At 50.7% G+C, this 24,317-nt stretch carries 26 protein-coding genes; 6 read left to right on the top strand and 20 right to left on the bottom strand.

Features of this window, described 5'->3' with window-relative positions; all coding sequences use genetic code 11:
- Positions 1-67 precede the first annotated feature (67 nt).
- Both cysQ and nudE read right to left on the bottom strand, forming a co-directional pair.
- A complete protein-coding gene (gene cysQ, locus EXY25_RS12125; RefSeq protein WP_130566985.1) occupies positions 68-877 on the bottom strand; it encodes a 3'(2'),5'-bisphosphate nucleotidase CysQ in 810 nt (269 codons plus the stop codon).
- Between the two features lie 2 nt (positions 878-879).
- Complete coding sequence (gene nudE, locus EXY25_RS12120; protein WP_114337744.1) at positions 880-1,443, bottom strand: ADP compounds hydrolase NudE; 564 nt, start codon at positions 1,441-1,443, stop codon at positions 880-882.
- 119 nt (positions 1,444-1,562) lie between these two features.
- On the opposite strand from nudE, the gene yrfG reads away from it, so the two are divergent.
- On the top strand, positions 1,563-2,234 hold the full coding sequence (gene yrfG / locus EXY25_RS12115) for a GMP/IMP nucleotidase (RefSeq protein WP_130566962.1): 672 nt from the start codon (positions 1,563-1,565) through the stop codon (positions 2,232-2,234).
- A 21-nt stretch (positions 2,235-2,255) separates the two neighbouring features.
- Here yrfG and EXY25_RS12110 read toward each other — a convergent pair whose 3' ends face one another.
- Genes EXY25_RS12110 through gspC form a run of 12 tightly spaced genes read right to left on the bottom strand, consistent with a single transcriptional unit; the run spans position 2,256 to position 13,657 of the window.
- On the bottom strand, positions 2,256-3,017 hold the full coding sequence (locus EXY25_RS12110) for a type II secretion system protein N (protein WP_130566961.1): 762 nt from the start codon (positions 3,015-3,017) through the stop codon (positions 2,256-2,258).
- 4 nt (positions 3,018-3,021) lie between these two features.
- Entirely contained in the window at positions 3,022-3,504 is a 483-nt protein-coding gene (gene gspM, locus EXY25_RS12105) for a type II secretion system protein GspM (RefSeq protein WP_130566960.1), read from the bottom strand.
- Positions 3,501-4,721, bottom strand: a complete 1,221-nt coding sequence (gene gspL, locus EXY25_RS12100) for a type II secretion system protein GspL (protein ID WP_158537995.1) — start codon at positions 4,719-4,721, stop codon at positions 3,501-3,503. Before gspL ends, gspM begins: the two co-directional genes overlap by 4 nt.
- Positions 4,718-5,719 carry a type II secretion system minor pseudopilin GspK gene (gspK, locus tag EXY25_RS12095; protein WP_114337739.1) on the bottom strand — a complete coding sequence of 334 codons (1,002 nt, stop codon included), beginning with the start codon at positions 5,717-5,719 and terminating at the stop codon, positions 4,718-4,720. Before gspK ends, gspL begins: the two co-directional genes overlap by 4 nt.
- A complete protein-coding gene (gene gspJ / locus EXY25_RS12090) occupies positions 5,709-6,407 on the bottom strand; it encodes a type II secretion system minor pseudopilin GspJ (protein WP_114337738.1) in 699 nt (232 codons plus the stop codon). Before gspJ ends, gspK begins: the two co-directional genes overlap by 11 nt.
- The gene (gene gspI, locus EXY25_RS12085; RefSeq protein ID WP_130566959.1) at positions 6,407-6,772 is read right to left on the bottom strand and encodes a type II secretion system minor pseudopilin GspI; all 366 of its coding nucleotides are present in this window, start codon (positions 6,770-6,772) and stop codon (positions 6,407-6,409) included. Before gspI ends, gspJ begins: the two co-directional genes overlap by 1 nt.
- On the bottom strand, positions 6,769-7,365 hold the full coding sequence (gspH, locus tag EXY25_RS12080; protein WP_130566958.1) for a type II secretion system minor pseudopilin GspH: 597 nt from the start codon (positions 7,363-7,365) through the stop codon (positions 6,769-6,771). The genes gspI and gspH overlap by 4 nt, the downstream gene beginning before the upstream one ends.
- Position 7,366: 1 nt before the next feature.
- Positions 7,367-7,813, bottom strand: a complete 447-nt coding sequence (gspG, locus tag EXY25_RS12075) for a type II secretion system major pseudopilin GspG (RefSeq protein WP_114337735.1) — start codon at positions 7,811-7,813, stop codon at positions 7,367-7,369.
- A gap of 29 nt (positions 7,814-7,842) precedes the next feature.
- On the bottom strand, positions 7,843-9,060 hold the full coding sequence (gene gspF / locus EXY25_RS12070; protein ID WP_114337734.1) for a type II secretion system inner membrane protein GspF: 1,218 nt from the start codon (positions 9,058-9,060) through the stop codon (positions 7,843-7,845).
- A gap of 3 nt (positions 9,061-9,063) precedes the next feature.
- Complete coding sequence (gene gspE / locus EXY25_RS12065; protein ID WP_130566957.1) at positions 9,064-10,641, bottom strand: type II secretion system ATPase GspE; 1,578 nt, start codon at positions 10,639-10,641, stop codon at positions 9,064-9,066.
- 2 nt (positions 10,642-10,643) lie between these two features.
- The gene (gene gspD, locus EXY25_RS12060) at positions 10,644-12,740 is read right to left on the bottom strand and encodes a type II secretion system secretin GspD (protein ID WP_130566984.1); all 2,097 of its coding nucleotides are present in this window, start codon (positions 12,738-12,740) and stop codon (positions 10,644-10,646) included.
- A 2-nt stretch (positions 12,741-12,742) separates the two neighbouring features.
- Positions 12,743-13,657, bottom strand: a complete 915-nt coding sequence (gene gspC / locus EXY25_RS12055) for a type II secretion system protein GspC (protein WP_114337732.1) — start codon at positions 13,655-13,657, stop codon at positions 12,743-12,745.
- 191 nt (positions 13,658-13,848) lie between these two features.
- Between gspC and hslR the strand changes: the two genes are divergently transcribed.
- The 4 genes from hslR to EXY25_RS12035 all read left to right on the top strand — a co-directional run bounded on the left by hslR (position 13,849) and on the right by EXY25_RS12035 (position 17,333).
- A complete protein-coding gene (gene hslR, locus EXY25_RS12050; protein WP_130566956.1) occupies positions 13,849-14,247 on the top strand; it encodes a ribosome-associated heat shock protein Hsp15 in 399 nt (132 codons plus the stop codon).
- A gap of 20 nt (positions 14,248-14,267) precedes the next feature.
- Positions 14,268-15,149, top strand: coding sequence for an Hsp33 family molecular chaperone HslO (gene hslO / locus EXY25_RS12045; RefSeq protein ID WP_114337730.1), 882 nt, complete (start codon positions 14,268-14,270; stop codon positions 15,147-15,149).
- A gap of 190 nt (positions 15,150-15,339) precedes the next feature.
- The gene (gene pckA, locus EXY25_RS12040; RefSeq protein ID WP_130566955.1) at positions 15,340-16,968 is read left to right on the top strand and encodes a phosphoenolpyruvate carboxykinase (ATP); all 1,629 of its coding nucleotides are present in this window, start codon (positions 15,340-15,342) and stop codon (positions 16,966-16,968) included.
- Between the two features lie 68 nt (positions 16,969-17,036).
- Positions 17,037-17,333 (top strand): GIY-YIG nuclease family protein, encoded by a 297-nt coding sequence (locus EXY25_RS12035; RefSeq protein WP_246019549.1) that lies wholly within the window; start codon positions 17,037-17,039, stop codon positions 17,331-17,333.
- 24 nt (positions 17,334-17,357) lie between these two features.
- On the opposite strand, the gene EXY25_RS12030 is transcribed toward EXY25_RS12035, so the two are convergent.
- The 4 genes from EXY25_RS12030 to greB form a co-directional block, all read right to left on the bottom strand.
- Positions 17,358-17,795, bottom strand: a complete 438-nt coding sequence (locus tag EXY25_RS12030) for a tellurite resistance TerB family protein (protein ID WP_114337728.1) — start codon at positions 17,793-17,795, stop codon at positions 17,358-17,360.
- Positions 17,796-17,830: 35 nt separating this feature from the next.
- The gene (gene envZ, locus EXY25_RS12025) at positions 17,831-19,141 is read right to left on the bottom strand and encodes a two-component system sensor histidine kinase EnvZ (RefSeq protein ID WP_114337727.1); all 1,311 of its coding nucleotides are present in this window, start codon (positions 19,139-19,141) and stop codon (positions 17,831-17,833) included.
- A gap of 9 nt (positions 19,142-19,150) precedes the next feature.
- A complete protein-coding gene (gene ompR, locus EXY25_RS12020) occupies positions 19,151-19,873 on the bottom strand; it encodes an osmolarity response regulator transcription factor OmpR (protein WP_130566953.1) in 723 nt (240 codons plus the stop codon).
- A 147-nt stretch (positions 19,874-20,020) separates the two neighbouring features.
- On the bottom strand, positions 20,021-20,503 hold the full coding sequence (gene greB, locus EXY25_RS12015) for a transcription elongation factor GreB (RefSeq protein ID WP_114337725.1): 483 nt from the start codon (positions 20,501-20,503) through the stop codon (positions 20,021-20,023).
- A gap of 126 nt (positions 20,504-20,629) precedes the next feature.
- On the opposite strand from greB, the gene EXY25_RS12010 reads away from it, so the two are divergent.
- Complete coding sequence (locus EXY25_RS12010) at positions 20,630-22,963, top strand: Tex family protein (protein WP_130566952.1); 2,334 nt, start codon at positions 20,630-20,632, stop codon at positions 22,961-22,963.
- A 70-nt stretch (positions 22,964-23,033) separates the two neighbouring features.
- Here EXY25_RS12010 and EXY25_RS12005 read toward each other — a convergent pair whose 3' ends face one another.
- Positions 23,034-23,975 carry a putative metalloprotease CJM1_0395 family protein gene (locus EXY25_RS12005; protein ID WP_130566951.1) on the bottom strand — a complete coding sequence of 314 codons (942 nt, stop codon included), beginning with the start codon at positions 23,973-23,975 and terminating at the stop codon, positions 23,034-23,036.
- 47 nt (positions 23,976-24,022) lie between these two features.
- Positions 24,023-24,286 carry a flagellar biosynthesis protein FlgE gene (locus EXY25_RS12000; protein ID WP_130566950.1) on the bottom strand — a complete coding sequence of 88 codons (264 nt, stop codon included), beginning with the start codon at positions 24,284-24,286 and terminating at the stop codon, positions 24,023-24,025.
- Positions 24,287-24,317 lie beyond the last annotated feature (31 nt).

Below are 24,317 nucleotides of genomic sequence, written 5' to 3'. Positions count from 1 at the left end.
GACCTGCTCAATCATAAAAAAACCGCTGACTATCAGCGGTTTTTTTGTCTCGTCAGATCTTCACTGGTTAACTCTTTAACATGCTGCTCCAAGGCAATGACTCGTCCCCCAAGACAATGAAATTCGGGTTCTCCAACGATTCGCGTTCATTGTAGCTAAGCGGGTTGAGGGCAAGGTCGAGAATGCGCCCCCCTGCTTCATCGACAACACATTGTGCCGCACCTGTGTCCCACTCTCCGGTAGGACCAATACGCAGATAACAGTCTGCAACTCCCTCGGCAACCATACAGCTTTTCAGTGTACTACTGCCAAAGGGAATGAACTCGGCCTGTACATCCTCATGCAGACGATCAGTGATCAACTCAAGGTTTTGCCGACGGCTGACAGCGACCCGCAAAGAGTAAGGCTGCTGCGGTGACAACTTCGTGGCTTTGATTGCCTGAGTATCGCCGTTTTGACACTTAAAAGCGCCATGACCACGGGTAGCAAAATAGGTTACCCCTGATACCGGCGCATGAACCACACCCAGTGTGGGTACACCACCGATGATCAGTGCGACGTTCACGGCAAAATCGCCACTTCCCGCAATAAACTCACCGGTACCATCTAGAGGATCAATGAGCCAATACTTGTCCCAGTGACAACGCTTGTTAAAACCAACGTCTGTGACCTCTTCCGATAAGATTGGAATATCAGGGGCTAAAGCCGTCAAACGTTTGATAAGTAAATCATTGGCTTTCAGATCAGCTGTCGTTACCGGCGTTTCATCCTGTTTAGTAAGCTTTTCGAACCGTCCCTGCTGATAGATATCAACTATCAAATTGCCGGCTTCGACCGCCATCGCCCGTACATCATTGAGCAGTGCAATCGGCTCCATTGTTACCTCTTCTGTTGCAGCCATTGGTGCGCCAAATAAACCGCAGCAATACTGCGAGCTTCACAAAACTCTTCCTGTTGAACCAAGCCCAGCATATCCGAGACCGGCCAATATACCCGTTCCAGCGGCTCAGGTTCGTCGCCCTGTAGCTGCTCTGGATACAGATCTTGCGCCAACAAGATAGTCATCTGACTGCCAAAATAAGCGGGGGCCATGGTCAACGTCTTGAGCCTGGTCAACTGTTGGCAACCAAAACCTATCTCTTCTTTCAATTCTCGATCTGCAGCCTGTTCCGGCGTCTCACCTGGGTCAATCAGACCTTTGGGAAAGCCTAGCTCATAACTGTCTGTTCCGGCAGCATATTCACGAACAAGGATTAAGTTGTCGCCCGATATGGGGATCATCATCACAGCCCCTCGTCCGCTGCCCTGCATCCTTTCATACTCACGGCGCGCACCGTTGGAGAAAGCCAGATCCAACGCTTCAATGGTGAATAGGCGACTTTGGGCGACGACGCGTCGCGCGAGTACCTTGGGTTTTTGCCTTTTCGGAGGTTCCTGGCTCATTACCGACTCATTATTAAGGGCTGATATTCATATCAAGATTTAGACGCTAGGATTACACTAGCGGCGAACTGCCATCGTGCCAACATTTTTTGTACCAGACAGAGCAACGGAAGAGAAAAATGCTGAATTGGAAAGAGATTGACACTGTTTTACTCGATATGGATGGCACATTACTGGATCTCCACTTTGATAATCACTTTTGGCTAGAGCACCTACCAAAGCGCTACGCTGAAGAGAAAGGGCTCTCTCAGGCAGAGGCGAGTAGCACGCTATTGAACGCATATCATGAAGTGCGTGGCTCACTGCAGTGGTACTGCCTCGACTATTGGCAAGCACGTTTGCAGATGGATATTGTGGCGATGAAGCGCGAAGTGGCCAACAGGATCAGCTTACGCCCCGATACCCTGCCCTTTCTTGCCGCGCTAAAAGAAACTGGCAGAGCCGTGATCTTGCTAACTAATGCCCACCCTGACAGTCTTTCGCTAAAAGTCGAGAAAACGCAACTGGACCAACATCTGGACCTACTGCTGAGTAGCCACAATTTTGGTGCAGCAAAAGAGGAGCAAAAGATGTGGCAAGCATTGCAGAAAAAAATCGGTTTTGACCGCGCCACTACACTATTCATTGATGACAGTGTCAGTGTGCTAAATGCCGCTCGCAAATACGGCATCGCTCACCTGTTAGCCGTAGCCAACCCCGACAGTCAGAAGCAACCTGCGCTGATCCCTAACTACCAAAATATCAAAGACTATCGGCAACTGCTGAGCGCGATCCGGGCAACCCCCAGATAAAGGGGGCGCAGTTTTTAACGGCTATAGAGCCAACTTGGTGTCGAACTCTATCTTCAACCCTTCGGGGGTTTTATCGCTCAAGAATTCTAGGCCTTCGCGCAGATCTTTTGGCAAAGTTCGATCCGGCTGCATCAGCAGTGACCCAACGGCACGTTCACGATCAGGCAACTTCAATTCACCCGTCAAGTTAAGCGGGCTCTGGCTACCATCAATGACACCGACCACCTGGCCGTCAACACAACTCAATGTGACATGAAATAGACCCAATAGCGCAGGGTTCTTCAGCAATCGATTACTGAACATCGCTTCTTCCCAGTAGATATCTCCTTTCAGGGATTCACACCAAGGGAGCCCATGTTCGAAACGATCAATCGCGTAGCGGAAACGGCCATCTAAGCGACTGCCTCCTGGTAGATTCGCCAAACTATCGACAAATTTGCCCGGCACTTCCAAGTAGCCGTTATAAATTGAGATACCACTTGTTTCGGCAACGAGATCGACTCTGCCATTTATCTCTGAGTTACGATCACCGAACTGTACGTTGGCTTTCACTTGCCCCAGCAACAGCGGCCATGGCGATAAATCCCAGCGCACTTTTTCCAACACAATACGACGCTCTCTAACCACAGCCACATCGCCTTTCCAGACGGTACCGCTGACGCCTTGCAGGACCACATCATCAGGTAAGGGCAGCCAGTTCACCAGCAATGCTGCGGGAAGGGTGGCTATTAAGAAAACCAAATACAGGCAACCAGCAATGATGCCTCGGCGTAACCAAATCACGTCATTATCCCCTTCTTAATTGCAAACGACGGATCCGAACCACGCCGGTTTCCTGCTCTGACGTCAAATCAAGGCTGCCGACGTCAATCCCATACTGTTGTTTCAATATCTGTAGCCAACGCAAAAAATCATTAAAAGCAACGCGATCGATCCACACCTGGAGATCTTCCCCCTGAGGTTGAATGCGCGCAATAACCACTTTCTGTGCCTTCGCGGTTCGATTAACAATCGACGATAACGAGCCGCTACGAACATTTCCCTTACCTGTGCTGGCACGCAGGTTAACAACCTCAACCGCTGCACGTTTCATTTCCGCCAAGCGGCTCTCTGCCGAACTCAGCGCCTGTTGCTCATCAGCAACGGCATTATTCAATGGTGACCAGAAGCCCCAATAGAAGATAGCGACAACGACGGCTACAGCCGCCATCGCCAGCAACTGCTTTTCTCTGACATCAAGCCCATCAAGATAAGTCTTTAGTGCATTCATTGCTTACCTCTTATCGTCACCGACCCAGTGACTTTGCCATCCTGGTTATTCAACGAACCGATCTCAATGTCAAAACTGTCAGGGGCCGCTGCTTTAAACTTTTCAAAATCGGCGAAAGCTTTGCCTTCCGCCTGGATCCGCAGCTCTCGTCTACGACTGTCAAACTTCAGCGATGCAAGGGACATATTAGCGACGTCACTGAAGGGTTTTTCCAACTGCGACAGCATGCTAAATAGGCTGAGATCCGTGGACACACTGCCACCGAGCTCGCCAAGCTTCTGCTTCATAATGGAGCGGGCTTTACTGACCGAAGAAGCTTTCACCTCAGGAAACACCACCTTAAACACCGACAAGGTCTGTTCCTTCGCCAATGCGGTCTGATTACTTAGCCTTAACAGCTGCAGGCCATCTAGCACCATGTTAAGTAATAAACAGACGCCGACCACAATGGCAACCTTGCGCCAGGGTAGCCATCGAGTGTCCACTTCTCGCTTAGCTTCAAAGTCACCCTGCAACAAGTTCCACTTATGACTTGGCAGATGCTCGGCCAGCAGTTGCATCGGCAACTCTTCTGGCTGACGCTCAATCTGTAAGCCATCAATATCAGCAAAGATCCATGGCTGATAGCTGTTCAACAGCTGCGGCTCTTCGCTCTCCTCTCGCGCCGCGATCATGCTCTGCAGGTAAAGCTCTGCATTGTCATGTTCAACAACGATACCGGCAAATTCATCGGTACGCAGCAGCAGTTGCTGCTCCATATCCAAAGCTGTCCAGCCGTCCTCTTGCCATGGTAAAGCGAGTAGATCAGGCAGTAGCCGCTGGGGCTCAAAATTGGCTTCTCGCAGCCAATCCAACCATTGCGCCATCTTTAAACGGCTGACAACCATGACCTGCTGAACATTGTCTTTTCGCTCACCTAAGGCAAAGTGCAAACTGTCCACATCTTGTGTCAGCTGTTCTTCAAGCATAAATGGCAAGGCTTTGATAACTGCACGCCCCGCTTTTGGCGGCAATGGCACATTATGTAGTCCCACTTCGCTGCTCGGCACCAATACCACGGGCTTGCGCCCCCCAACACGTTCATGGAGTGTTTCCAACTGCTCAACACCAGCGAGCGTTCCAGAAGCGATCACTTCTGAACTGCTGTATGACCAGACCAGCCAATGCACTGGCGCGTCATGTTCGTGGCCTAGTCGGATCACGAGTTGTTCGTTCACTGGGTTCCTCCCAATTGGCGGCGGATCACAACCAATTTGTTGTCCTGCTCACGCTTCAATAGCGATTCCAGTCTAAAAGTGACATCTGCCACTTCCGTTTTTGCCTGTAATAAAAAATAGAAACTGTTCACCGTTAGCGATTCCTTCTGTGCTGCGGTGACATCGCCGGCACCACTGACTTCAGGTTGGCGCCAAAACTCATCAATAGTTTCATAGCCGTTTTTTGGCCGGTTATTAATTAAATCCTGCGCGTCACTTAATGTAAGCCGCGGAGTTAGTGCCGCTTGTAGGAGCAACGCTTGCTCCGCCTTAATCGTATTCACATTTATACGTAACAGCGGATTTTCCGGTACAGCACAAACGTAAGGCCGTACCTTTTCATAAATTTCGGCGGTTATGCCTCTCACCGTCCGCAACTCACTGGCATGTGCCATCAAGCTATTTGCCGCCAGATAGGGCACAGGCATCGATTCGTATTCACTGTCTTCAGCACCGGCACTGGAGGAAACGATTGAGTCTGCATCGAGCCAGTCACGCAGCGCTTCCGCTATCTGCTCCGCTTCATATGCATCCACCCCAACACCTTCTAACAACTCCTGAAACATACGGCTATGGGGCGGCCGGGTCTTGAGTTCTTTCTCCGGCGTTGGACCAGCGACGCTGTTTAAGTTAAAACATGCCTGCTGATCGATGATTTGCCCGCCCAGTGAGCCGCCTTCAACCGGAAACTCATTGCCCTCCTGCGCCCAGTTTTGGCCCAAGTGCACGACATCCTTATCATCCTTAAAGCCCTGGATCAGGATCTTCATCGCAAATTGTTCAGCACCAATGGCATACCAAAGCCCTTGATTACCGTGTATTAGGTTTTCGGCACGGCGCATTTGCAGGCTCAAGCGCTGGGTCATATTAGCTGCAATGATCACCGCCAAAGCCACTACCAACATAACGGTAATAATAGCGACACCACGCTGACGCCGAGGTGAGTGGTTACTTCTCATCTGGAATGCCACCACTGTCACTGTCGCCTATGTCATCTTGGCCACTGTTGCCGCTACCGCCATCGGGGCCTGCGGTTGGGCGATGGGACTTACCATCGCCGGGCAGTAAAAACTTCCGCGTAATTAAGCCAAGCCCTTCAATATCTAGCTCAACGGCAACAGCATGAGGAATATTTTCACTTTCCCAAGGCCGCTGCCAGGTATCTTCCTCGTAAACACTGACTTTAAATCCGTTGACCCCTTCCATAAGGGTCGACTCTTTCGGTTCAGTGCCACTGACTGCATCCGGGTAGATGAAATACAAACGTTGTAACTTATTTTCCTGTACCCGATACGCAATCGACTGCACCGTACTGCGCTGCAGCATGGCGTTTGGGTTACGCCAGCCCTGTCGGCTCAGCACCATGCCATCAAACTCACTCTCCAGCAAAAACTCAGCCACCCACATGAACCCCTTGCTCGGTTCACGTTCATCAACACGTACTTGACGACGTGTGGTCTGCATAAGATCCCGCTCTAGAATGGTCATCACCCGCTGCATCTTCTTCAACTGCGCAGAGCGTTCCCGCGAGATCTCCTCGCTGCGCTGGATATTATTCAGCGTGGTATAGGAGGCGACACCCACCACGGTAAATACCGAGATAGCTACCAACATTTCCAGTAAGGTAAACCCTTTCACCCGCAACATCAGGATTTACTCCGATAGCTCACCACGCTGGCCAGAGGCGACTTATCCTTCTCCTCATAAAACACCTCGACACGCACACCGCGCAACTCTTTATCGGGGGTTTCCAGTCCTTGCTGTGTCCAATGCCAGGTATGACCGGCCATCTCCATGGTACCGCGAGTAACCGACAATTTTGGCCACTCTTTCTCCAAGGCGATCTCTGTCATGCGGTTGCTCGCAACCCAAGTCGCCATAGAGCTTTGTTCTAAATAAAACAGGCTATTGATATGCCCGGTGGTGGCTTGCGCCAAGCTGATGGCTGCGCTGGCAAAAATAGCCAGCGCCACCAAAACTTCCAGCAATGTCATGCCTCGGCTGTTAATCACGGTCTATCCAAAGGCCCCAATAGTTCGACATTGCCGGTGTCATGACCATTGACGCGAAAAAAAGCGATTTCGTCGTCACTGACATCCTGTAATGACAATAACAAGCTGAACGGAGTCAAATCGCCGCTCGAGAAAATTAGTATTTGCGGTTTGGCCTCTTTATCTTCTTCTCGCTCAATCTCCACCCCTTCAAACATCGAGCCTTGCTTGGTGAGCTTATTTTCCTGCTCCCAAGGCAGGTCATCCAAGGTCAATTCCGCGGTCACTATGTCTGGCCAGGCTCGGGTTGAAAACAACTTGTCATCCTCAATCGGCTGCCATTTCTGCTCATCATCCAAGCGGTAAAATTGATACTGCTTGTCATCAACACGCATGCCGTACTCTTCACCACGCATCAACGCTTGTTCGGCCGCCATTTCTACCAGCGCACTGAAACGCGAAGCTTCCTGCTCCAGCGTTTCCTGCGGACCAGCAAGATTCAACGATAAAACGACACCGACCGAAACCAGCGCCATCAACGCCGTCACCAGCAGCACTTCAAGCAGTGTGAAGCCTTGCGCCGCCAGTCTGCTAGCTGAAGCTCTTATTGCCAATTTACTGGTGATCCTGCAGGTTCCAGTTGCCTATATCTGCAGCCGTACCTTCACCGCCCTCTTCACCATCAGAACCCAATGAATAGAGATCGATCTTTCCACGCTCACCAGGGCTTTGATACATATATTCATTACCCCAAGGATCTTTAGGCAAACGCTTGATATAGCCATCTTCGCGGTATTTACGCGGCTCAGGTGCACTGGACGGTTTCTCCACCAACGCTTCCAAGCCCTGCTCAGTGGTTGGATAAACAGCGTTATCCAACTTGTACATATCCAGTGTTTGCTCCAGCGCAGTGATATCACTGACTACTTTCTGCTGGTCCGCCTTCTCTTTGTTACCCAGTAAGTTGGGCACCACCAAAGACGCAAGGATCCCGAGGATCACGATCACCACCATCACTTCTAGCAAAGTAAAGCCGGCGTTATTCTTGGAAAAGGTTTTCATCTTGAAAAAGTCCTCTGTGGAAATTGGCGTTAGCCAACGAGATTGTTCAAATTAATAATAGGCTGCAAGATAGCAACCACGATAAACAGTACGACACCTGCCATAGCCACCAGCACCAGAGGGCCAAGCAAGCCCATGGCAACGGTCATCAGGGAATCAAATTCACGTTCCTGGTTGTCAGCGGCTCGGGTCAGCATCTGTTCCAACTCACCGGAACGCTCGCCCGATGCAATCATGTGTAACATCATTGGTGGAAAAAGTTTGGTATCGGTCAATGCCGCCCGCAAGCTGGTACCTTCTCGCACATGCCCGGTAGCATCGTGGGTCGCATTTTTAATACGTAAATTGGTTAATACATCAGAGGCGATACGCATCGCTTCCAGCAGCGGCACCGACGACGCTGTCAGGATCGCCAAGGTACGTGCATAACGGGCGGTATTCATCCCCCGGATCACCTTACCCAGCACCGGCATAAACAGCTGCCAGCCATGATACTTAAGCTTCCATTTCGGCTGCGCCAACAAACGCTGAACACCCATCATCAATAGGATAGCGGCGACGAAGATGTAAAGGCCGTAGTTAAGTACAAAGTCACTGGCCCCAATAAGGATCTTGGTGGTGGTTGGCAGCCCTTGTCCCATATGCTCAAACTGCGCGACAATTTTTGGCACAACGACAGCCAATAACAGGGTGATCACGCCGGTGGCGATCACCGTCAGCACAATCGGATAAACCAGCGCCTGAATAAGTTTTGAGTTGGTGGCTTGCCGCTGCTCGGTATGATCAGCCAAACGATTAAGTACTGTATCTAAGTGCCCTGACTTTTCGCCGGCGGCAACGGTGGCACAAAACAGGTCATCGAACACATGGGGAAATTCTTGCAGGCTTTCCGCTAAGGTATGTCCTTCCAGGACTTTACCGCGGACAGCCATCATCATGGTGGAGAGGCGATCTTTTTCGCACTGCTCAGCCACCGCTTTGAGCGACTCTTCCAGGGGCATCGAAGAGGCAACCAATGTCGCCATTTGTCGCGTAATTAACGCCAGCTCCGGCGCAGAAATCCCTCGTTTAAAACCAAAGCCGCCTTTTTTCTGTTTCTCTTCGGCGGCCTTTGCGTGTACCAGTTCGGTGGGGATCAGTCCCTTGTCACGGAGCATCTGCCGAACTTGGCGGGCGCTGTCCCCCTCCATGACGCCCTTTTTCTGGCGCCCGGCTTTATCGATCGCTTTAAATTCAAATACTGCCACCGATTATTCCTCGCGTGTCACACGCAGAATCTCTTCTAACGATGTTTGGCCAAGCAGCACTTTATCAATGCCGTCCTGACGAATACTGGGAGTAAACTCGCGTACATACTTTTCAATATGTTGTTCGCCGGCGTCATTGTGGATTAACTCGCGTACTTGCTCATCGACCACTAGCAACTCGTGTATCCCGGTTCGACCACGATAGCCATTATTGTTGCACGCAGGACACCCGGCCGGATGGTAAATAACCTGCTCTGTGGTAGGCGGTAAGCCCATCAACTCGAGTTCAGCGTCAGTGGCTTGTTGCGGCTGCTTACACTCTTTACACAAAGTACGCACTAAGCGCTGTGCTAATACAGCCAACAGACTGGAGCTCAATAGGAACGGAACCACGCCCATGTCCGCCATACGGGTCACGGCGCCCGCAGCGGTATTAGTGTGCAAGGTGGAGAGAACCAAGTGACCGGTCAAACTGGCTTGTACGGCGATCTGGGCGGTTTCCAAATCACGGATCTCACCAATCATCACCACATCAGGATCCTGACGTAAGATAGCCCTTAATCCGCGGGCAAAAGTCATATCAACTTTCGGATTGACCTGAGTTTGGCCAATACCATCCAGATCGAATTCCACCGGATCTTCTACCGTCAGAATATTGCGGTCTTTACTGTTAATGCGACTGAGACCGGCATACAAAGTTGTACTTTTACCTGAGCCAGTAGGACCGGTGACCAGAATAATACCGTGAGGACGATGGATCAGTTCCTGGAAAATGGAGCGATTACGCTCGGTCATTCCCAACTGTTCTAAGTCCAACTGCGCGGCGTTCTTATCCAGTAATCGCAACACCACGCGTTCACCATGACTTGACGGCATAGTTGATACCCGCACATCAACAGCACGACCACCAATACGTAGTGAAATTCGACCATCTTGCGGCACACGTTTCTCGGCAATATCAAGCTTTGACATAACCTTCACGCGGGAAACCAGAATATTGGCCAATTTACGGTTCGGCCGCAGTACCTCTTTCAACACACCGTCAATCCGGAAACGAATAATCAGCGAGGTTTCAAAGGTCTCGATATGGATATCTGATGCGCCCTCTTTAATCGCTTCCGACAGCATGGCGTTGATCAGCTTGATGATCGGGGCGTCATCTTCGCCCTCAAGTAGATCCTCTGTTTCCGGCAGCTCATCCGCCAGTGAAAACAGATCCATTTCACTACCGATATCTTCCATCAGCTGCTGTGCAGCACTGGAGTCACGCTGATAAACCGCGGTTAACATCTGTTCGAAGTCAGCTTCTTCAAGCTGAGTGAAACGCACTGGCGCGGCAGCAAATCGCCGCACTTCGGCCAGGACATCAATCGGTAGCACGCCAGCAAAATGTGCCTGCCAGCCGTCGTGTTGCTGCTCTAAGACCACCTGATTACGTTTAGCATAGGCGAATGGCAACACTAAGCCGGATAACTCCTGCTCAGAGAGCTCTTCACCCAGTTCAGGATCTGCCGCCAACTCATCCAAGGATGGCGCTGGCTGAAGCGCCTCTGACTCTTGTGTTTGATTTAGTTCAGCCATGCTTAATCCTGCTCTTCTAAGCGACGTAGCTCCGCTTCCTGCTCCATACGTTCGCGCATGAAGTCTTCAAAGCTTGGCGGTGGCAGATCGGCGGACTTCCATTCCGGCAGTAATGGCGTATTGGCATCGAGATGTCGTAAGCCTTCGTCGTACTTACGCAACTGCTGCGCACGGATGAAGTTGTACTTGCGATTACTTATCTCATTCATCGTCATATCGTCGCGGACAATGGTGGGACGAATAAACACCAACAGGTTACGCTTACGCTTAGTTGTACTAGTGCTGCGGAACAGCTCACCAATCCAAGGAATATCACCCAACAGTGGCACTTTCGAGACGCTCTCTTGCGCGTCTTCATCGATCAAACCGCCGAGCACAATGGTACCGCCATCATCAGCCATCACAGTGGTTTTCAGTTCACGCTTGTTAATGGTGATATCCACTTCCGTGGTACCTGAGATACTCGAGACTTCCTGCTCAATCACTAACTGAACCGCGTTGCCTTCGTTAATCTGCGGCGTCACTTTCAACTTCACACCCACTTCCTGACGCTCAATGGTCTGGAACGGGTTGGCATTGTTAGAAGAGGCCGTAGAACCGGTCAATACCGGTACATCCTGACCAACAATGAAATAGGCTTCTTGATTATCCAGGGTGGTAATAGAAGGCGTAGCAAGAATGTTGGAGTTAGTAGTACTACTCACCGCCTGCACCACAGCCGCCCAGTCGTCGTTAATCGAACCCACCATGATGCCGTTGATATTGCCTAACACCTGCGCTAGCAGACTAACATCACCGTCATCACCGGGTGTCGTAGTAGTTGTTTGTGTGCCATCAGGCGCAATCACTGTCGTCGTGGTGCCATCCTGGCCGCTCTGGTACTCACGTTGACCAGCCCAAAGGGAAGATACCGGTGCTTGCGAACCGTTATTCCACTGCATTAAGCCGACATCTTCGGAGAACCATTGCACGCCGAGGTTAATACCATCGCCATCCTGAACTTCAACAATAATCGCTTCCACTAACACCTGGGCACGGCGAATATCCAACGAACGGATCACCCCTTCTAGGGTACGCATCATGTCTGGCTGCGCGGTGATAACCAAGGCATTGCTGTCTTCATGGGCTTCAATAGAGATATTGCGCTGGGAGGTCTTCTTCGCTTTACCACCACCAGAGGCCTCTTGCGCAATGGTGTCGCTAACCCCTTTAAGCAAAGCAACCATATCTGGAGATTGAGCGTATTTGAGGTAAAACACCTTGGTGTTACCGTCGGTTTCTAACTCATTATCCAAACGACGGATCAGAGCGACAATACGCTCACGGGCTTTGGGCTCACCTGACACCAGTACACTGTTAGTTCGTTCATCAGCCACCACTTTCGGCTTTAAAAACCCTGGTGTCGTTTCTTTACCGCCAGTCGTTCGCAGCAGGTTATCGGTGATCCGCACCATTTCTGCGGCAGAAGCAAAATTCAACTTAACAATTTCAACTTCCTGGTCACCGGCTTTATCCACCAGTCGAATGATTTCAACCAAGCGATTCACAACCGCGGCACGGCCAGTCAGCATAATCACATTGGATGGGTCGTAGTGCACCACGTTACCGCCGCCAGCGTTATCATTGAGCTGACGTAACAGTGGGGCTAATTCCCTTACTGATACGTTTTTCACCTGCACAACGCGGGTAACAAATTCGTCGCCTTTACCTGGATTGCGATCCCCGACTACAGGAATTGCCGCCGTTTTAGCGTCTTTGTTTTTGATCACCTTAACTATGCCGTTATCCATCTCCACCACGGCGTAGCCATACACTTCGAGTACATTAAGGAAAAACTGGTAATACTGCGGCTCAGTTAACAGATCATAACTGCGAACATTCACCTTTCCGCGTACACCGGGATCAATAATGATGGTCTTATTGAGGTTTTTACCAACAATATTGATAAATTCCTCAATATCCGTGCCCTTAAAGCTGGCGGAATACTCCGCAGCAGAAGCCTGGGCCACAAAGGTGATAACAATGGCTGCAAACACGCCTCGTATTAGCTTGTAGCTTAAACGGAGGTTCTTAGATAACTGCACCTTAACGTCCCTCATCATTACTGTTCACCCGGAAGCGAAAATAAAATCTCATACTGTTGACCATCACGCTCAATCGTTAATGATATCTCGTCCATTTCCGGTAACTCATCCATTACACTCATCGCCTGCCCCATATCGGTCAGGTCAAGTCCATTGATACCAACAGCCAGGTCATTCGGCTGTAAGCCCATGCTTTGAAACATTTCGTGATCTTTACCAGGGTTAACCCGAAAGCCCTTCAGCGCGCCTTCCTCTTTGACCGGCGACACGCGAATATAGTCGGTTAACTTACCTATCAGATCTTCATTACTTTTAGCTGCGTCTTTAGTTTTCCGCAGGCTTTCGGTTAAGCGCCGATTGCGACGTTGATCCACTTGTTGGCGCGGTGTGGCCTTCGGCGGCTTCTTCGCTGCTCGCTCAGTCCCACTGTAATCAATACCGGCTAACATCAAGGTCTCATGACTCCCCCGGTTACGCAGGATCACTCTGTCAGGGTGGATCTCGCGCAACGTGGCGCTGGTTTTATCAATCTTGTCGCCAATAAAATAGGTCGCTTGCTTGCCACCATTTTCGATAATCGCCGCACTGAATTTTACATCCGTACTGGCAACCACACCGGTCAAAGTCAAATTGAGCTTGGTCTCTGGTGCCTTGGTAACTTGTTGCTGCACCTGCGGCTTAACCGCTTGATACTGACCAAACAGGTTCAGCGACAAGATGTTGGAAAGGTTGATGCCAGGATCATTGGCACCAAGAGAGCTCACTTGCGGAGGCTGCCACTGCTCGGCATTAGCGCTCACAGGTAATAATGCCCATGTCAGACGTGCAGTTAGGTAAATAAGATAAACCACAAACAGCCAGCAGAGCCAAAACGCTGCAAGCTGGTGGGGAACCTTCTGCCAATAACGCTCAAATTGAGCAACGAAATCCATCCCAAGCCCTTGTAATTGCTTTTATCAATCCAGATCTAACGACTAAAACTTATCTACTGGTGAAAAATGCGCCAAGTTTTTGGCGCAACATCCAGTCCGTGGTTTATATCATATAAATATGGTAGTTTTCGCGCTTCTGCACGTAAACAGTGAAGCCCGTCAATCCCTTAGCCTGTTAGGGTTAACAATAGATGAAGAAAGTACAGTGTGAAACGGACAGTGTCCGCTTGGACAAATGGCTGTGGGCGGCACGTTTTTATAAAACGCGCGCCTTGGCTCGTGACATCGTGCAGGGCGGTAAAGTTCACTATAACGGTCAACGTTGTAAACCCTCCCGTACGGTAGAAGTGGGCGCGGTGCTCACACTCCGTCAAGGGATTGATGAGAAAGAGATCATTGTCGAACAACTGTCCGATCGGCGACGCGGTGCACCTGAAGCACAATTACTGTATCGAGAAACAGAAAAGAGTATCAATACTCGTAAACAACGGGCAGAGCTGCGCAAACTGAGCGCAGATCAGATGCCCCACCCTGATCGCAAGCCGGATAAGAAACAGCGCCGCCAACTGCTCAGAGTGAAAAACCAATAATCGTATATCTGGGAGCCATTATGTCCAGCGCCGCACAAAAACAACCTGATGCCTTATATCGTTACCTTTTTGAACAAGCCAATGTTCGTGGCGAGCTTGTACAAATTGAAGATGCCTACCAGCAGATGATTAAGAATCATGCCTATCCGCCAGCTATAGCGACCCTGCTGGGGGAGCTGCTGGCTGTCACCAGTCTACTGACGGCGACACTAAAGTTTGAAGGTCATATTACGGTACAGCTACAAGGCGATGGCCCGGTAAGGCTTGCGGTGATCAATGGCGATCACCAGCAGCGGATGCGCGGCGTCGCACGATTTGAAGGCACACCTGAGGGCGTGACTTTGCAGGAGCTAGTTGGCAAAGGCCATATGGTGATCACCATTGCGCCAGAGCAGGGAGAGCGCTACCAAGGCGTTGTCGGACTCGATGAAACGTCGTTGGCCAACACCATAGAAAGCTATTTCCAGCAATCTGAACAGCTGGCGACACAGATCCAGTTGTTTGCTGATAGCAAACAGTGCGGTGGTATGTTGTTACAGATCCTGCCGGTTGCAGAACAGGCGCGGGAAGAGTTTGACCATCTGGCGAAGCTGACCGAGACAATAAAACAGCAAGAGCTTTTTACACTCTCTGCCAATGAGATTTTACATCGCCTCTATCATCAAGAAGAGGTCAGGCTATTTGAACCACAGCCAGTTCAATTCCATTGCGGTTGTAGTCGTGAACGCACCGCGGCAGCCCTAAGAAGCATGCCCAAAGCCGAGTTAGACAGTTTGATAGAAGAACTGGGCATGGTTGAGATCACCTGCGAGTATTGTCGAGAACAGCAAAATTTCGATGCCATCGATATCGAAGCTCTGTTCTCCAATAGCGCTCCTTTAGGGGATCAGAGCGCACATTAATGAAAAGTTGACAGCTGCCGCAGCCACTTGCGGCAATTTTTTTGATTTAAATCGTAATTAAAACTGCCGGTAGGTCTAGAATTCTTGTTAAAGTATAAAAACTGAGCAAAAACTCTAATACAAAGCTCAGACTAAAACTCTGTACAAAAGCACTAAAACATAAAAATCTGACCCTACAGGAGACGCCCCTATGGATATTGCAACCAATAAGGCGCTAGCAAAACAGCTTGACCTGTCGAAGTACGGTATTACCGAGGTACAGGAGATCGTCTACAACCCTTCCTATGAAGAACTTTTCGCCGAAGAAACCAACCCAAATCTAGAGGGATTTGAACGCGGCGTACTCACCGAACTGGACGCTGTCAGCGTCAATACCGGCATATTCACCGGCCGCTCACCCAAAGATAAATTTATCGTTAAGGACGATGTCACCCGCGACACAATTTGGTGGACATCCGACAAAGCAAAAAATGATAACAAGCCAATTGATAAAGCGGTTTGGGATGATCTGAAAGATTTGGTGATGGACGAGCTATCAGGCAAACGTCTATTTGTTATTGATGCGTTCTGTGGTGCCAATGAAAGCACTCGCATGAAAGTCCGCATTATCACTGAAGTGGCATGGCAAGCGCACTTTGTGAAGAACATGTTCATTCGCCCTGAGCCCGAAGAACTGGTGGGGTTCGAACCAGATTTTGTGGTTCTCAATGGTGCAAAAACCACCAACCCAAACTGGGAAAAACACGGCCTTAATTCAGAAAACTTCGTTGCCTTCAACCTGACCGAAAAATTACAACTGATCGGTGGTACCTGGTATGGCGGCGAGATGAAGAAAGGCATGTTCGCACTAATGAACTACTACCTGCCGCTAAACGGCATGGCATCGATGCACTGTTCCGCCAACGTTGGTAAAGAGGATGACGTCGCGGTGTTCTTTGGCCTGTCTGGCACCGGTAAAACTACCTTGTCTGCTGACCCTAAACGGGCATTGATCGGTGATGACGAGCATGGCTGGGATGATGATGGCGTCTTCAATTTCGAAGGCGGCTGCTACGCTAAGACCATTCGCTTGTGCAAAGAGAATGAGCCTGATATCTATAACGCCATCAAGCGTGATGCGCTGTTAGAGAACGTCACCGTGGATGCCAATGGCAAGATCGACTTTGATGATGGCTCCACCACAGAAAATACCCGCGTTTCCTACCCACTCAACCATATTGAAAACATCACGGTAGAAAACAAAGCTGGTCACGCCCAAAAAGTGATCTTTTTAACCGCCGATGCATTTGGGGTACTGCCGCCGGTAGCGAAACTGACGCCGGAACAGACTAAATATCACTTCTTGTCTGGCTTTACCGCCAAGTTGGCCGGTACAGAGCGTGGTATCACTGAGCCGACACCCACCTTCTCTGCTTGTTTTGGTGCCGCATTCCTAACTCTACACCCAACCAAATACGGTGAAGAGTTAGTGAAGCGGATGGAAGCAGCAGGCGCGTCAGCTTACCTAGTAAACACTGGTTGGAACGGCACAGGTAAGCGGATATCAATTAAAGATACCCGCGCCATCATTGATGCCATTCTGGACGGCTCCATTGAGAGTGCGGAAACCAAGCAACTGCCGATCTTTGATCTGCAAGTGCCTACCGCTTTACCTGAGGTAGACAGCAGCATTCTTGATCCACGGGACACTTATTCAGATCCTGTGGAGTGGGAACGCAAGGCACAGCATCTTGGTGAGCTGTTCATTAAGAACTTTACCAAGTTTACTGATAATGACGAAGGTAAACGCCTCGTCGAGGCTGGTCCTAAGCTGGACTAACTAGCAGGGTTCACCATGCATGATAAGCCACCTTCGGGTGGCTTTTTGCATAGTGAGGCGGCTTTACCTTGTCGCAACAATTCACCACAATAAGCCCCATGTCTGAAAATGAAGCTACGCCCACTTGGTTTGTCTATATGCTGCGATGCGCTGATGATTCGCTATACACAGGGATAACCACCGATCTGCAACGACGCGTCCATGAGCATAATCACTGCAATAAAAAAGGGGCTCGCTACACCCGTCCACGGCGACCAGTGTCTCTGGTTTACCAAGAACCCCAGGTCGACCGAGCGGCGGCCAGCCAACGGGAAGTGCAGCTTAAAAAATTAACCAGAAAACAGAAACTAGCTTTACTGAAATAGCTCGAGGTGAGGCACGAGCTGAGGCTATTCGGCCTGCAATTTCGCCTGAATATAATCGCTATGACTGACATAAAGCAGATCGGCAACTTTGCGTATGGTTGCCTCCTCCTGCGGATCGACCTCACCATCAGCATAGGCCACTACCCATAATGCATGAATTAGCTTCACTCGCTGCTCACGACTGGCATTTTTCTTTATCGTAGAGGTGAACTGATATAAAGAAGTGGCATCATCCGAAGTTTGATTGGCAGTCGTGATCAGCTCGCGCACTTCATCATCAGACAGTTCAAAATGCTTTTTTAACAGCTGAAATATCGCTTCTTGTTCGGCATGGCTGCGGTCATCATCAGCACGGGAGACTTCGATCAGCAGAGCCGTGGCAGCCAACTTGTTGTCTAGCTGGGTTTGCTGCATTTCATTGCCCTGAACCTGATTAAAAAACTGTTTTACCTTAGCTAACATTCCTCTCTCCCGGTTGCAGTAACGGCGCTCAGATATCAGTGCGTCACCAATAGTGCGATCTCTATGTTCAAGCCGCCATTGGGATGATTGGACAAGCTGACATTGCCACCGTGCATATCAATGATCCGCTTAATAATCGCTAGGCCAAGGCCACTGCCCTCACCGCCTCGCGCCTCATCCCCCTGGGTAAAAGGTTCGAACATTTTTTCGATCGATGGTTCCGGGATCCCCTGACCAAAATCTCGAACCTGCACCATAACAAGCTGATCTTTTGGGTTAAACGAGGTAGAAAGCTCAACGCGGCCACCACCATATTTGTGTACATTGTCCAATAAATTAGTGAATACGCGCTTAAAGCTGGTTTCCCTGACGGGTACAGGAGGAATCTCTCCTGGACGAAAGTTAATCTCTTCCAGTTTGTTTTGCTCCGCACGACAGACATCATTAATCAAATGATTAAGATCCACTGGCGATAGCGTTTCATCACGGTCGTGACGTACATAATCGATAAATTGGTCGATGATGGCATTCATATCTTCAATATCCGTGACAATGCCATCTTTCAGATAGTCCTCCTCTTGGGACATCATCTCTGTTGCCAACCGAATACGGGTCAATGGTGTGCGCAAGTCATGAGACACGCCCGCCATTAATAGCGCTCTGTCCTGCTCCAGACGCTGCACCCCTTGGGTCATCTGATTGAACGCACGAGTTACCTGAACCACATCTGACGCACCACGTTCAGCCAACGGCTCAGGATGCTCACCACGACCGACTGCGGCGGCCGCTTTCTCCAGCGATTTCAACGGACTATTCAATTGCCGCGCAAACAGCCACCCACCAACCACACTGAGCACGCCAATCACCACCAGATAAAGGGTTAAAGGACTGAAAGCGGTCTCTTCCAGCCCGCTCATCGGGATCCTTAACCACAAATTTGGTGCCTGCGGCGGTTTAACCCAGACACGGTAGTTTTCGTTCTGTTCGATCCAAACTTCCGCTTCCCCCCCCAGCTCTTCTGTCATCTGTTGTGACAAAAAGGCGTAGTAGGAAGCATTTTCCAAACCATTCGTCATTGCTGCTGGCTCAGTGTATGCCTCAATACCTGTGGCTTGGTGAAAACGCTCACTGAGTTCGCGAGGTACCCACAGGCGCTCTCGGCCGCCAATAGGTTCATCCAGAAAAACGACTTTCACCTGGTTACCCAGCAAATGCATCAACTGCTGATAGTTCGGTTTGATGACATAGAGCGCCACAGTGACATATGACACCAGCTGATTGATCAGCAGCAAGCTACCGATCAACAACACAGTCTGCCCGAAGGCACTACGGGGAAGAATCTTCATTAAGCGGACTTAGCGCTGTTGGCCATCAGGAACAAACACATACCCCAAACCCCAGACGGTCTGGATATAACGTGGACTCGACGGGTCTTCCTCCAGCATACGGCGGAGCCTGGATACCTGAACATCAATAGAGCGCTCCATGGCGCTGTAATCTCGGCCACGGGCTTGATTCATCAGCTTATCCCTAGACATCGGCTCTCTAGGATTAGTCACCAAGGCTTTCAACACGGCAAATTCGCCACTGGTTAGAGGCATTAACTCTTCGCCCTGCTTCATCTCTCGCGTCGCTAAATTTAGGCTGAATTCACCGAAGCTCACCACATTTTCAGTTAACGACGGCGCACCGGGTGCTTCGCGTACTTGCCGACGCAAGACGGCCTTAATTCGAGCCAACAACTCACGGGGGTTAAACGGTTTCGGCAGGTAATCATCCGCCCCCATCTCCAGCCCGATGATCCGATCCACTTCATCGCCTTTCGCGGTCAGCATCACAATAGGCAGTTCGGTGCCCTTTTGCCGCAAGCGGCGACAAATGGACAAGCCATCCTCGCCTGGCAGCATCAAATCTAACACCAATAAATGGAAGTTTTCCCGCTCCAGATAACGATCCATCTGCTCGGCATTAGCGGCAGAGCGCACCTGATAGCCCTGCTCGACTAAATAGCGTTCCAGCAATGCACGCAAACGCATATCATCATCGACCACCAAGATCTTTGTGGTTTCCTGGATCATGAACGAGCACCTCCTGTCGAACCGCAGTAAACGGTATAAAATGCATTCTTGTTTTACTTCTAGGATGATAGTGTCATCCAGTTAGTTTTGTAGACAAAACTAACATTGTTACAAACTATTAACCCTATACTGAACAGTAGCATAGCGCTAACTCAAAGGGGCATAAGCGATCTCAACAATAAAGTAGGTCTGCTCACCTGAGGGGGTACTGACGCTGATCTCGTCATCTACCTGCTTACCCAGCAGTGCTCTGGCCATTGGCGCATCGATGCTCAATTTACGTTCTCGCAGATCAAACTCATCGGGGCCAACCAAACGAAACACTTGCTCCTCTCCCGCCTCATCCTCGAGCCGCACCCAGGCACCAAAATAGACTTTCCCCGCCTGCTGTGGCGACGGATAGACAATATTGAGCGCATCTAGCCGCTTGGTTAGAAACCGGACCCGACGATCAATCTCCCGCAACCTCTTTTTGCCATAGATATACTCGGCGTTCTCTGAGCGGTCCCCTAACGCCGCCGCTTCAGAAACCGCTTGGGTTACCCGGGGGCGCTCCTCTTTCCACAGGTAACGCAACTCACGCTCCAGCGCATCGTAACCTTCCCGCGTGATGTAGTTCGATTTTGCCATTTTGAATCTAAAACCCTCCTGCAATTTTCAGCCAAATAGGTTAGCCTGCTGCCCTTCGGGTGAGTGCAGCGTTTGCGTCCGCTGGCTAGCACCACAGCCTATTCTCACTACAGGTAAATGCAATAGATGCTCAATATTAACCGGACCATTGCCGATGAATTGTCGGTGAAAGAGATCCAGGTCACCGCGGCGGTGGATCTGCTTAATGAGGGCTCCACTGTGCCCTTCATTGCCCGTTATCGTAAAGAGGCCACCGGCGGCCTCGATGACACCCAGCTGAGAACCTTGGAGCAACGGCTAGGCTATCTGCGCGAGTTAGAACAACGCCGCGCAGCTATTCTCACAGCCATTGAGGAGCAGGGTAAGCTGACAGCGAGCCTGACAGGCGAGATCAATGCCGCAGATACCAAAACCCGCCTTGAAGAGTTGTACCTGCCGTATAAGCAGAAACGCCGCACGAAAGGGCAGATAGCGATCGAGGCGGGCTTGCAACCGCTAGCGGATAAACTGTTGGCCGATCCGACACTGACGCCGGAAACGGAAGCACTGGCATTCATCAATGGCGACAAAGGCATAGCTGACACGAAAGCCGCCCTCGATGGTGCCCGTTATATCCTGATGGAACGTTTTGCCGAAAATGCCAACCTGCTGCAAACCATACGCGAATACATGTGGCATAACGCCGTGCTCACGAGTCAGGTTGTAACAGGACAAGAGCAAGCGGGCGCCAAGTTCTCCGACTACTTTGATCACACAGAATTACTTAAAAACGTACCATCTCACCGGGCATTGGCGATGTTCCGCGGGCGCAACGAAGGTGTGCTGCAGCTAAATCTGGATGCCGATCCAGGCCAAGAAGAGAAAAGCGCCACCAGCCACTGCGAATCATTGATAGCCAACCAGTTTGAGATCCGCTTTCAAGACCGCGCGGCCGACCGCTGGTTGAAGCAGGTTGTACAGTGGACCTGGAAAATTAAGATCGCCCTCTACATGGAAACCGAGCTACTCAGCCGTGTCCGCGAGGCCGCCGAAGAGGAAGCGATTAAAGTATTCGCCAATAACCTGAAAGACCTGCTGATGGCGGCACCCGCGGGACGTAAAGTCACTTTAGGCTTAGATCCCGGCCTGCGCACCGGAGTGAAAGTGGCTGTAGTCGACAGTACAGGAAAATTGCTAGCCACCGATACCATCTATCCCCATGCACCGCGCAATCAGTGGCAAGCCTCATTGAAAACACTCAGCCAGTTATGCAGCCAGCACGGGGTTGAGCTGATCGCCGTCGGTAACGGCACCGCATCCAGAGAAACAGATAAGCTGGCAGGCGAGTTAATAGCCATGAGTAGTGGCCAAAGATTGCAGAAAGTGATGGTCAGCGAAGCGGGCGCGTCGGTTTATTCCGCCTCAGAGTTTGCTGCGCGGGAGTTTCCCGGCTTGGATGTATCACTGCGCGGTGCTGTCTCCATCGCCCGCCGGTTACAAGATCCGTTGGCTGAATTGGTGAAGATTGAGCCCAAATCAATCGGCGTAGGCCAATACCAACATGACGTCAGCCAAAACCAACTAGCCAAAGGGCTAGATGCTGTGGTGGAAGATTGTGTCAATGGTGTCGGCGTTGATATCAATACGGCATCTGCCCCGCTGCTGACACGCGTGTCAGGGCTTAATGGCACGCTCGCCGCCAATATCGTTGCCTATCGCGACAATGAAGGTGAGATACGCAATCGCAAACAGTTACTGAAGGTACCTCGACTGGGGCCGAAAGCGTTCGAACAATGTGCTGGCTTCCTGCGTATAAACGGGGGTGATAATCCACTGGACGCCTCCTCAGTGCACCCAGAAGCCTACCCTTTGGTAGAAAAGATCCTCAAACGTGTGAATGCCCCCATCACTTCGGTCATGGGAGACACGGGTAAACTACGTCAGTTGGATCCTGTGCTATTTGCTGACGAAGGCTTTGGCCTACCAACAGTGAAAGATATTCTTAAAGAGCTGGAAAAACCGGGACGCGATCCCCGTCCAGCCTTTACAACCGCGGCTTTCCAAGAAGGGGTTGAAACCCTGGCGGATCTCAAACCGGGCATGACGCTGGAGGGAGTCGTCACCAACGTTGCGAATTTTGGTGCATTTGTCGATATAGGCGTGCATCAAGATGGTCTGGTGCATATCTCTCATCTGGCAGATAAGTTTATCTCTGATCCCCGTGACGTGGTCAAAGCTGGCCAAGTAGTCAGAGTGAAAGTGCTTGAAGTAGACGCCCCACGGAAACGGATAAGCCTATCGATGCGCATGGATGCCGAGATAACTCAAAGCAATGACAACAAAGGCAAACCGCAAGCGGCTCGACGTCAAAGTAGCCAGCAAACCAAGCCCCGCAGTACTAAGCAAGGTACGGCAAGTCAGCCAAACGCTAACGTCAACAGTGCTTTTGCCGATGCATTTGCCAAGGCAAAACGCCGTTAGTTAGCACACGGCAAACCTGTAAAAACAAAAAGCCCGCAACGATGCGGGCTTTTTTAATCAATATCCTCCGCTAAGCGGTGGCCAATATGCCTGAGCGATCTAACGCATTCACTTGCCGTTGATAGAAATCTTGAATACGACTGCCACGTTCACGGATCTCTTGTGATATCTCCAAACTGCGGGGGCCACCTGGAGAAAAATCGGTCAGTTGCTGAGCATCCACTTCATCCCCCGAAGGCTGACGGAAAAAACGTACACCGATTGTCGACAGCGGCTCAGCGTAACCATTGTCATCCTCGCTTTCATTGCCACGCAGGCTGTTTTCAAATTCATTAATTGCTTGCTGGGCAATGTCATTGCGTAACTGGGCAATTTTTGCACTGGCCTCGGCTGCCACCTGACGATCTTGTGATGAAGGCTCGGCGGGCGCCAATGCGGCAGCGACAACGGTTTCCAACTTCTGCAACGTCGCTTCAGCATCGCCTTTGACCTCAGAAGTATCGATCTGCACTTCACCGGATACCGCATAACTGACACCATCGGGGCCACGCTCCATCGAATAGCTGGGCGCGGAAGCATACTGCCCACCCACCAACGCATGCGCCTGTTCATGCGCTTTCACTTCCAGATCACGGGCGCGCAGCTCACCAATTACTTGCAGTTCTGCTTGCTCAACTTTTGCCTGACGTTGTTGTTCTGCCTGTTGTTGTTGCTGTTGTTGCTCTTTTTCACCATCCTGCTGTTGCTGACCACCGCCCTCCCGCTCGGTAATATCCGCACGACCGAAGCGCGCAGAGTCAGACAGATCATATTGCTGAGATAAATTCAGCGGATTGGAGATATGACGGGATTGATCTTTTTCAGCCCCAAGTGGAGTTTCGCGATTATAGGGGCTCAGCTCCCGGGATTGCGGGACAAGCTCTCGAAGCTGGTTGTCACGGCGCGCCGAGTCCGTCGGTGGGTTCGCCACATTGACAAGGACGGTGGGCATTTGCGGCATGACAATATTCATAACGCGGTTCCTATCGGGCAGGTGTTAATTAACATCTGCCGTCGCTATTAAGCACTGGTATCCAACAAAGAGCCGATAACTTCATCAGCGGTTTGGATCACCTGGGCATTCGCTTTCGCGGTGAACTCCTGTACCCGCAGATTGACTAGCTCTTCACTTAAGCTCAGCGCCTGCTCTGCTCCTAATACCTCTTCACCCTCTGACTCTGGGGTGACAACCTGCGTAGCTATGTTGTTAGCAGTCTCAGCCACAGACTGCTCTGCTCGGCGCAATCCTTCGACGCCGGAGTTTACTGCACTGGGTATTTCCATGGTTTCGCTCCGGACACAATCAGGGTTATGT

The sequence above is a fragment of the Corallincola spongiicola genome (genome assembly GCF_004284785.1).
Lineage (GTDB): Bacteria > Pseudomonadota > Gammaproteobacteria > Enterobacterales > Neiellaceae > Corallincola > Corallincola holothuriorum.
The sequence above is the reverse complement of the archived record's forward strand: the minus strand, read 5'-3'. Positions and strand labels throughout refer to the sequence as shown.

Bases quoted from the DNA above. Each gene is read 5' to 3' on its own strand.
- cysQ (WP_130566985.1), bottom strand. From the start codon at position 877: ATGGAGCCGATTGCACTGCTCAATGATGTACGGGCGATGGCGGTCGAA.
- nudE (WP_114337744.1), bottom strand. From the start codon at position 1,443: ATGAGCCAGGAACCTCCGAAAAGGCAAAAACCCAAGGTACTCGCGCGA.
- yrfG (WP_130566962.1), top strand. From the start codon at position 1,563: ATGCTGAATTGGAAAGAGATTGACACTGTTTTACTCGATATGGATGGC.
- gspM (WP_130566960.1), bottom strand. From the start codon at position 3,504: ATGAATGCACTAAAGACTTATCTTGATGGGCTTGATGTCAGAGAAAAG.
- gspK (WP_114337739.1), bottom strand. From the start codon at position 5,719: ATGAGAAGTAACCACTCACCTCGGCGTCAGCGTGGTGTCGCTATTATT.
- gspJ (WP_114337738.1), bottom strand. From the start codon at position 6,407: ATGTTGCGGGTGAAAGGGTTTACCTTACTGGAAATGTTGGTAGCTATC.
- gspG (WP_114337735.1), bottom strand. From the start codon at position 7,813: ATGAAAACCTTTTCCAAGAATAACGCCGGCTTTACTTTGCTAGAAGTG.
- gspE (WP_130566957.1), bottom strand. From the start codon at position 10,641: ATGGCTGAACTAAATCAAACACAAGAGTCAGAGGCGCTTCAGCCAGCG.
- gspD (WP_130566984.1), bottom strand. From the start codon at position 12,740: ATGAGGGACGTTAAGGTGCAGTTATCTAAGAACCTCCGTTTAAGCTAC.
- gspC (WP_114337732.1), bottom strand. From the start codon at position 13,657: ATGGATTTCGTTGCTCAATTTGAGCGTTATTGGCAGAAGGTTCCCCAC.
- hslR (WP_130566956.1), top strand. From the start codon at position 13,849: ATGAAGAAAGTACAGTGTGAAACGGACAGTGTCCGCTTGGACAAATGG.
- hslO (WP_114337730.1), top strand. From the start codon at position 14,268: ATGTCCAGCGCCGCACAAAAACAACCTGATGCCTTATATCGTTACCTT.
- pckA (WP_130566955.1), top strand. From the start codon at position 15,340: ATGGATATTGCAACCAATAAGGCGCTAGCAAAACAGCTTGACCTGTCG.
- EXY25_RS12030 (WP_114337728.1), bottom strand. From the start codon at position 17,795: ATGTTAGCTAAGGTAAAACAGTTTTTTAATCAGGTTCAGGGCAATGAA.
- envZ (WP_114337727.1), bottom strand. From the start codon at position 19,141: ATGAAGATTCTTCCCCGTAGTGCCTTCGGGCAGACTGTGTTGTTGATC.
- ompR (WP_130566953.1), bottom strand. From the start codon at position 19,873: ATGATCCAGGAAACCACAAAGATCTTGGTGGTCGATGATGATATGCGT.
- greB (WP_114337725.1), bottom strand. From the start codon at position 20,503: ATGGCAAAATCGAACTACATCACGCGGGAAGGTTACGATGCGCTGGAG.
- EXY25_RS12010 (WP_130566952.1), top strand. From the start codon at position 20,630: ATGCTCAATATTAACCGGACCATTGCCGATGAATTGTCGGTGAAAGAG.
- EXY25_RS12005 (WP_130566951.1), bottom strand. From the start codon at position 23,975: ATGAATATTGTCATGCCGCAAATGCCCACCGTCCTTGTCAATGTGGCG.
- EXY25_RS12000 (WP_130566950.1), bottom strand. From the start codon at position 24,286: ATGGAAATACCCAGTGCAGTAAACTCCGGCGTCGAAGGATTGCGCCGA.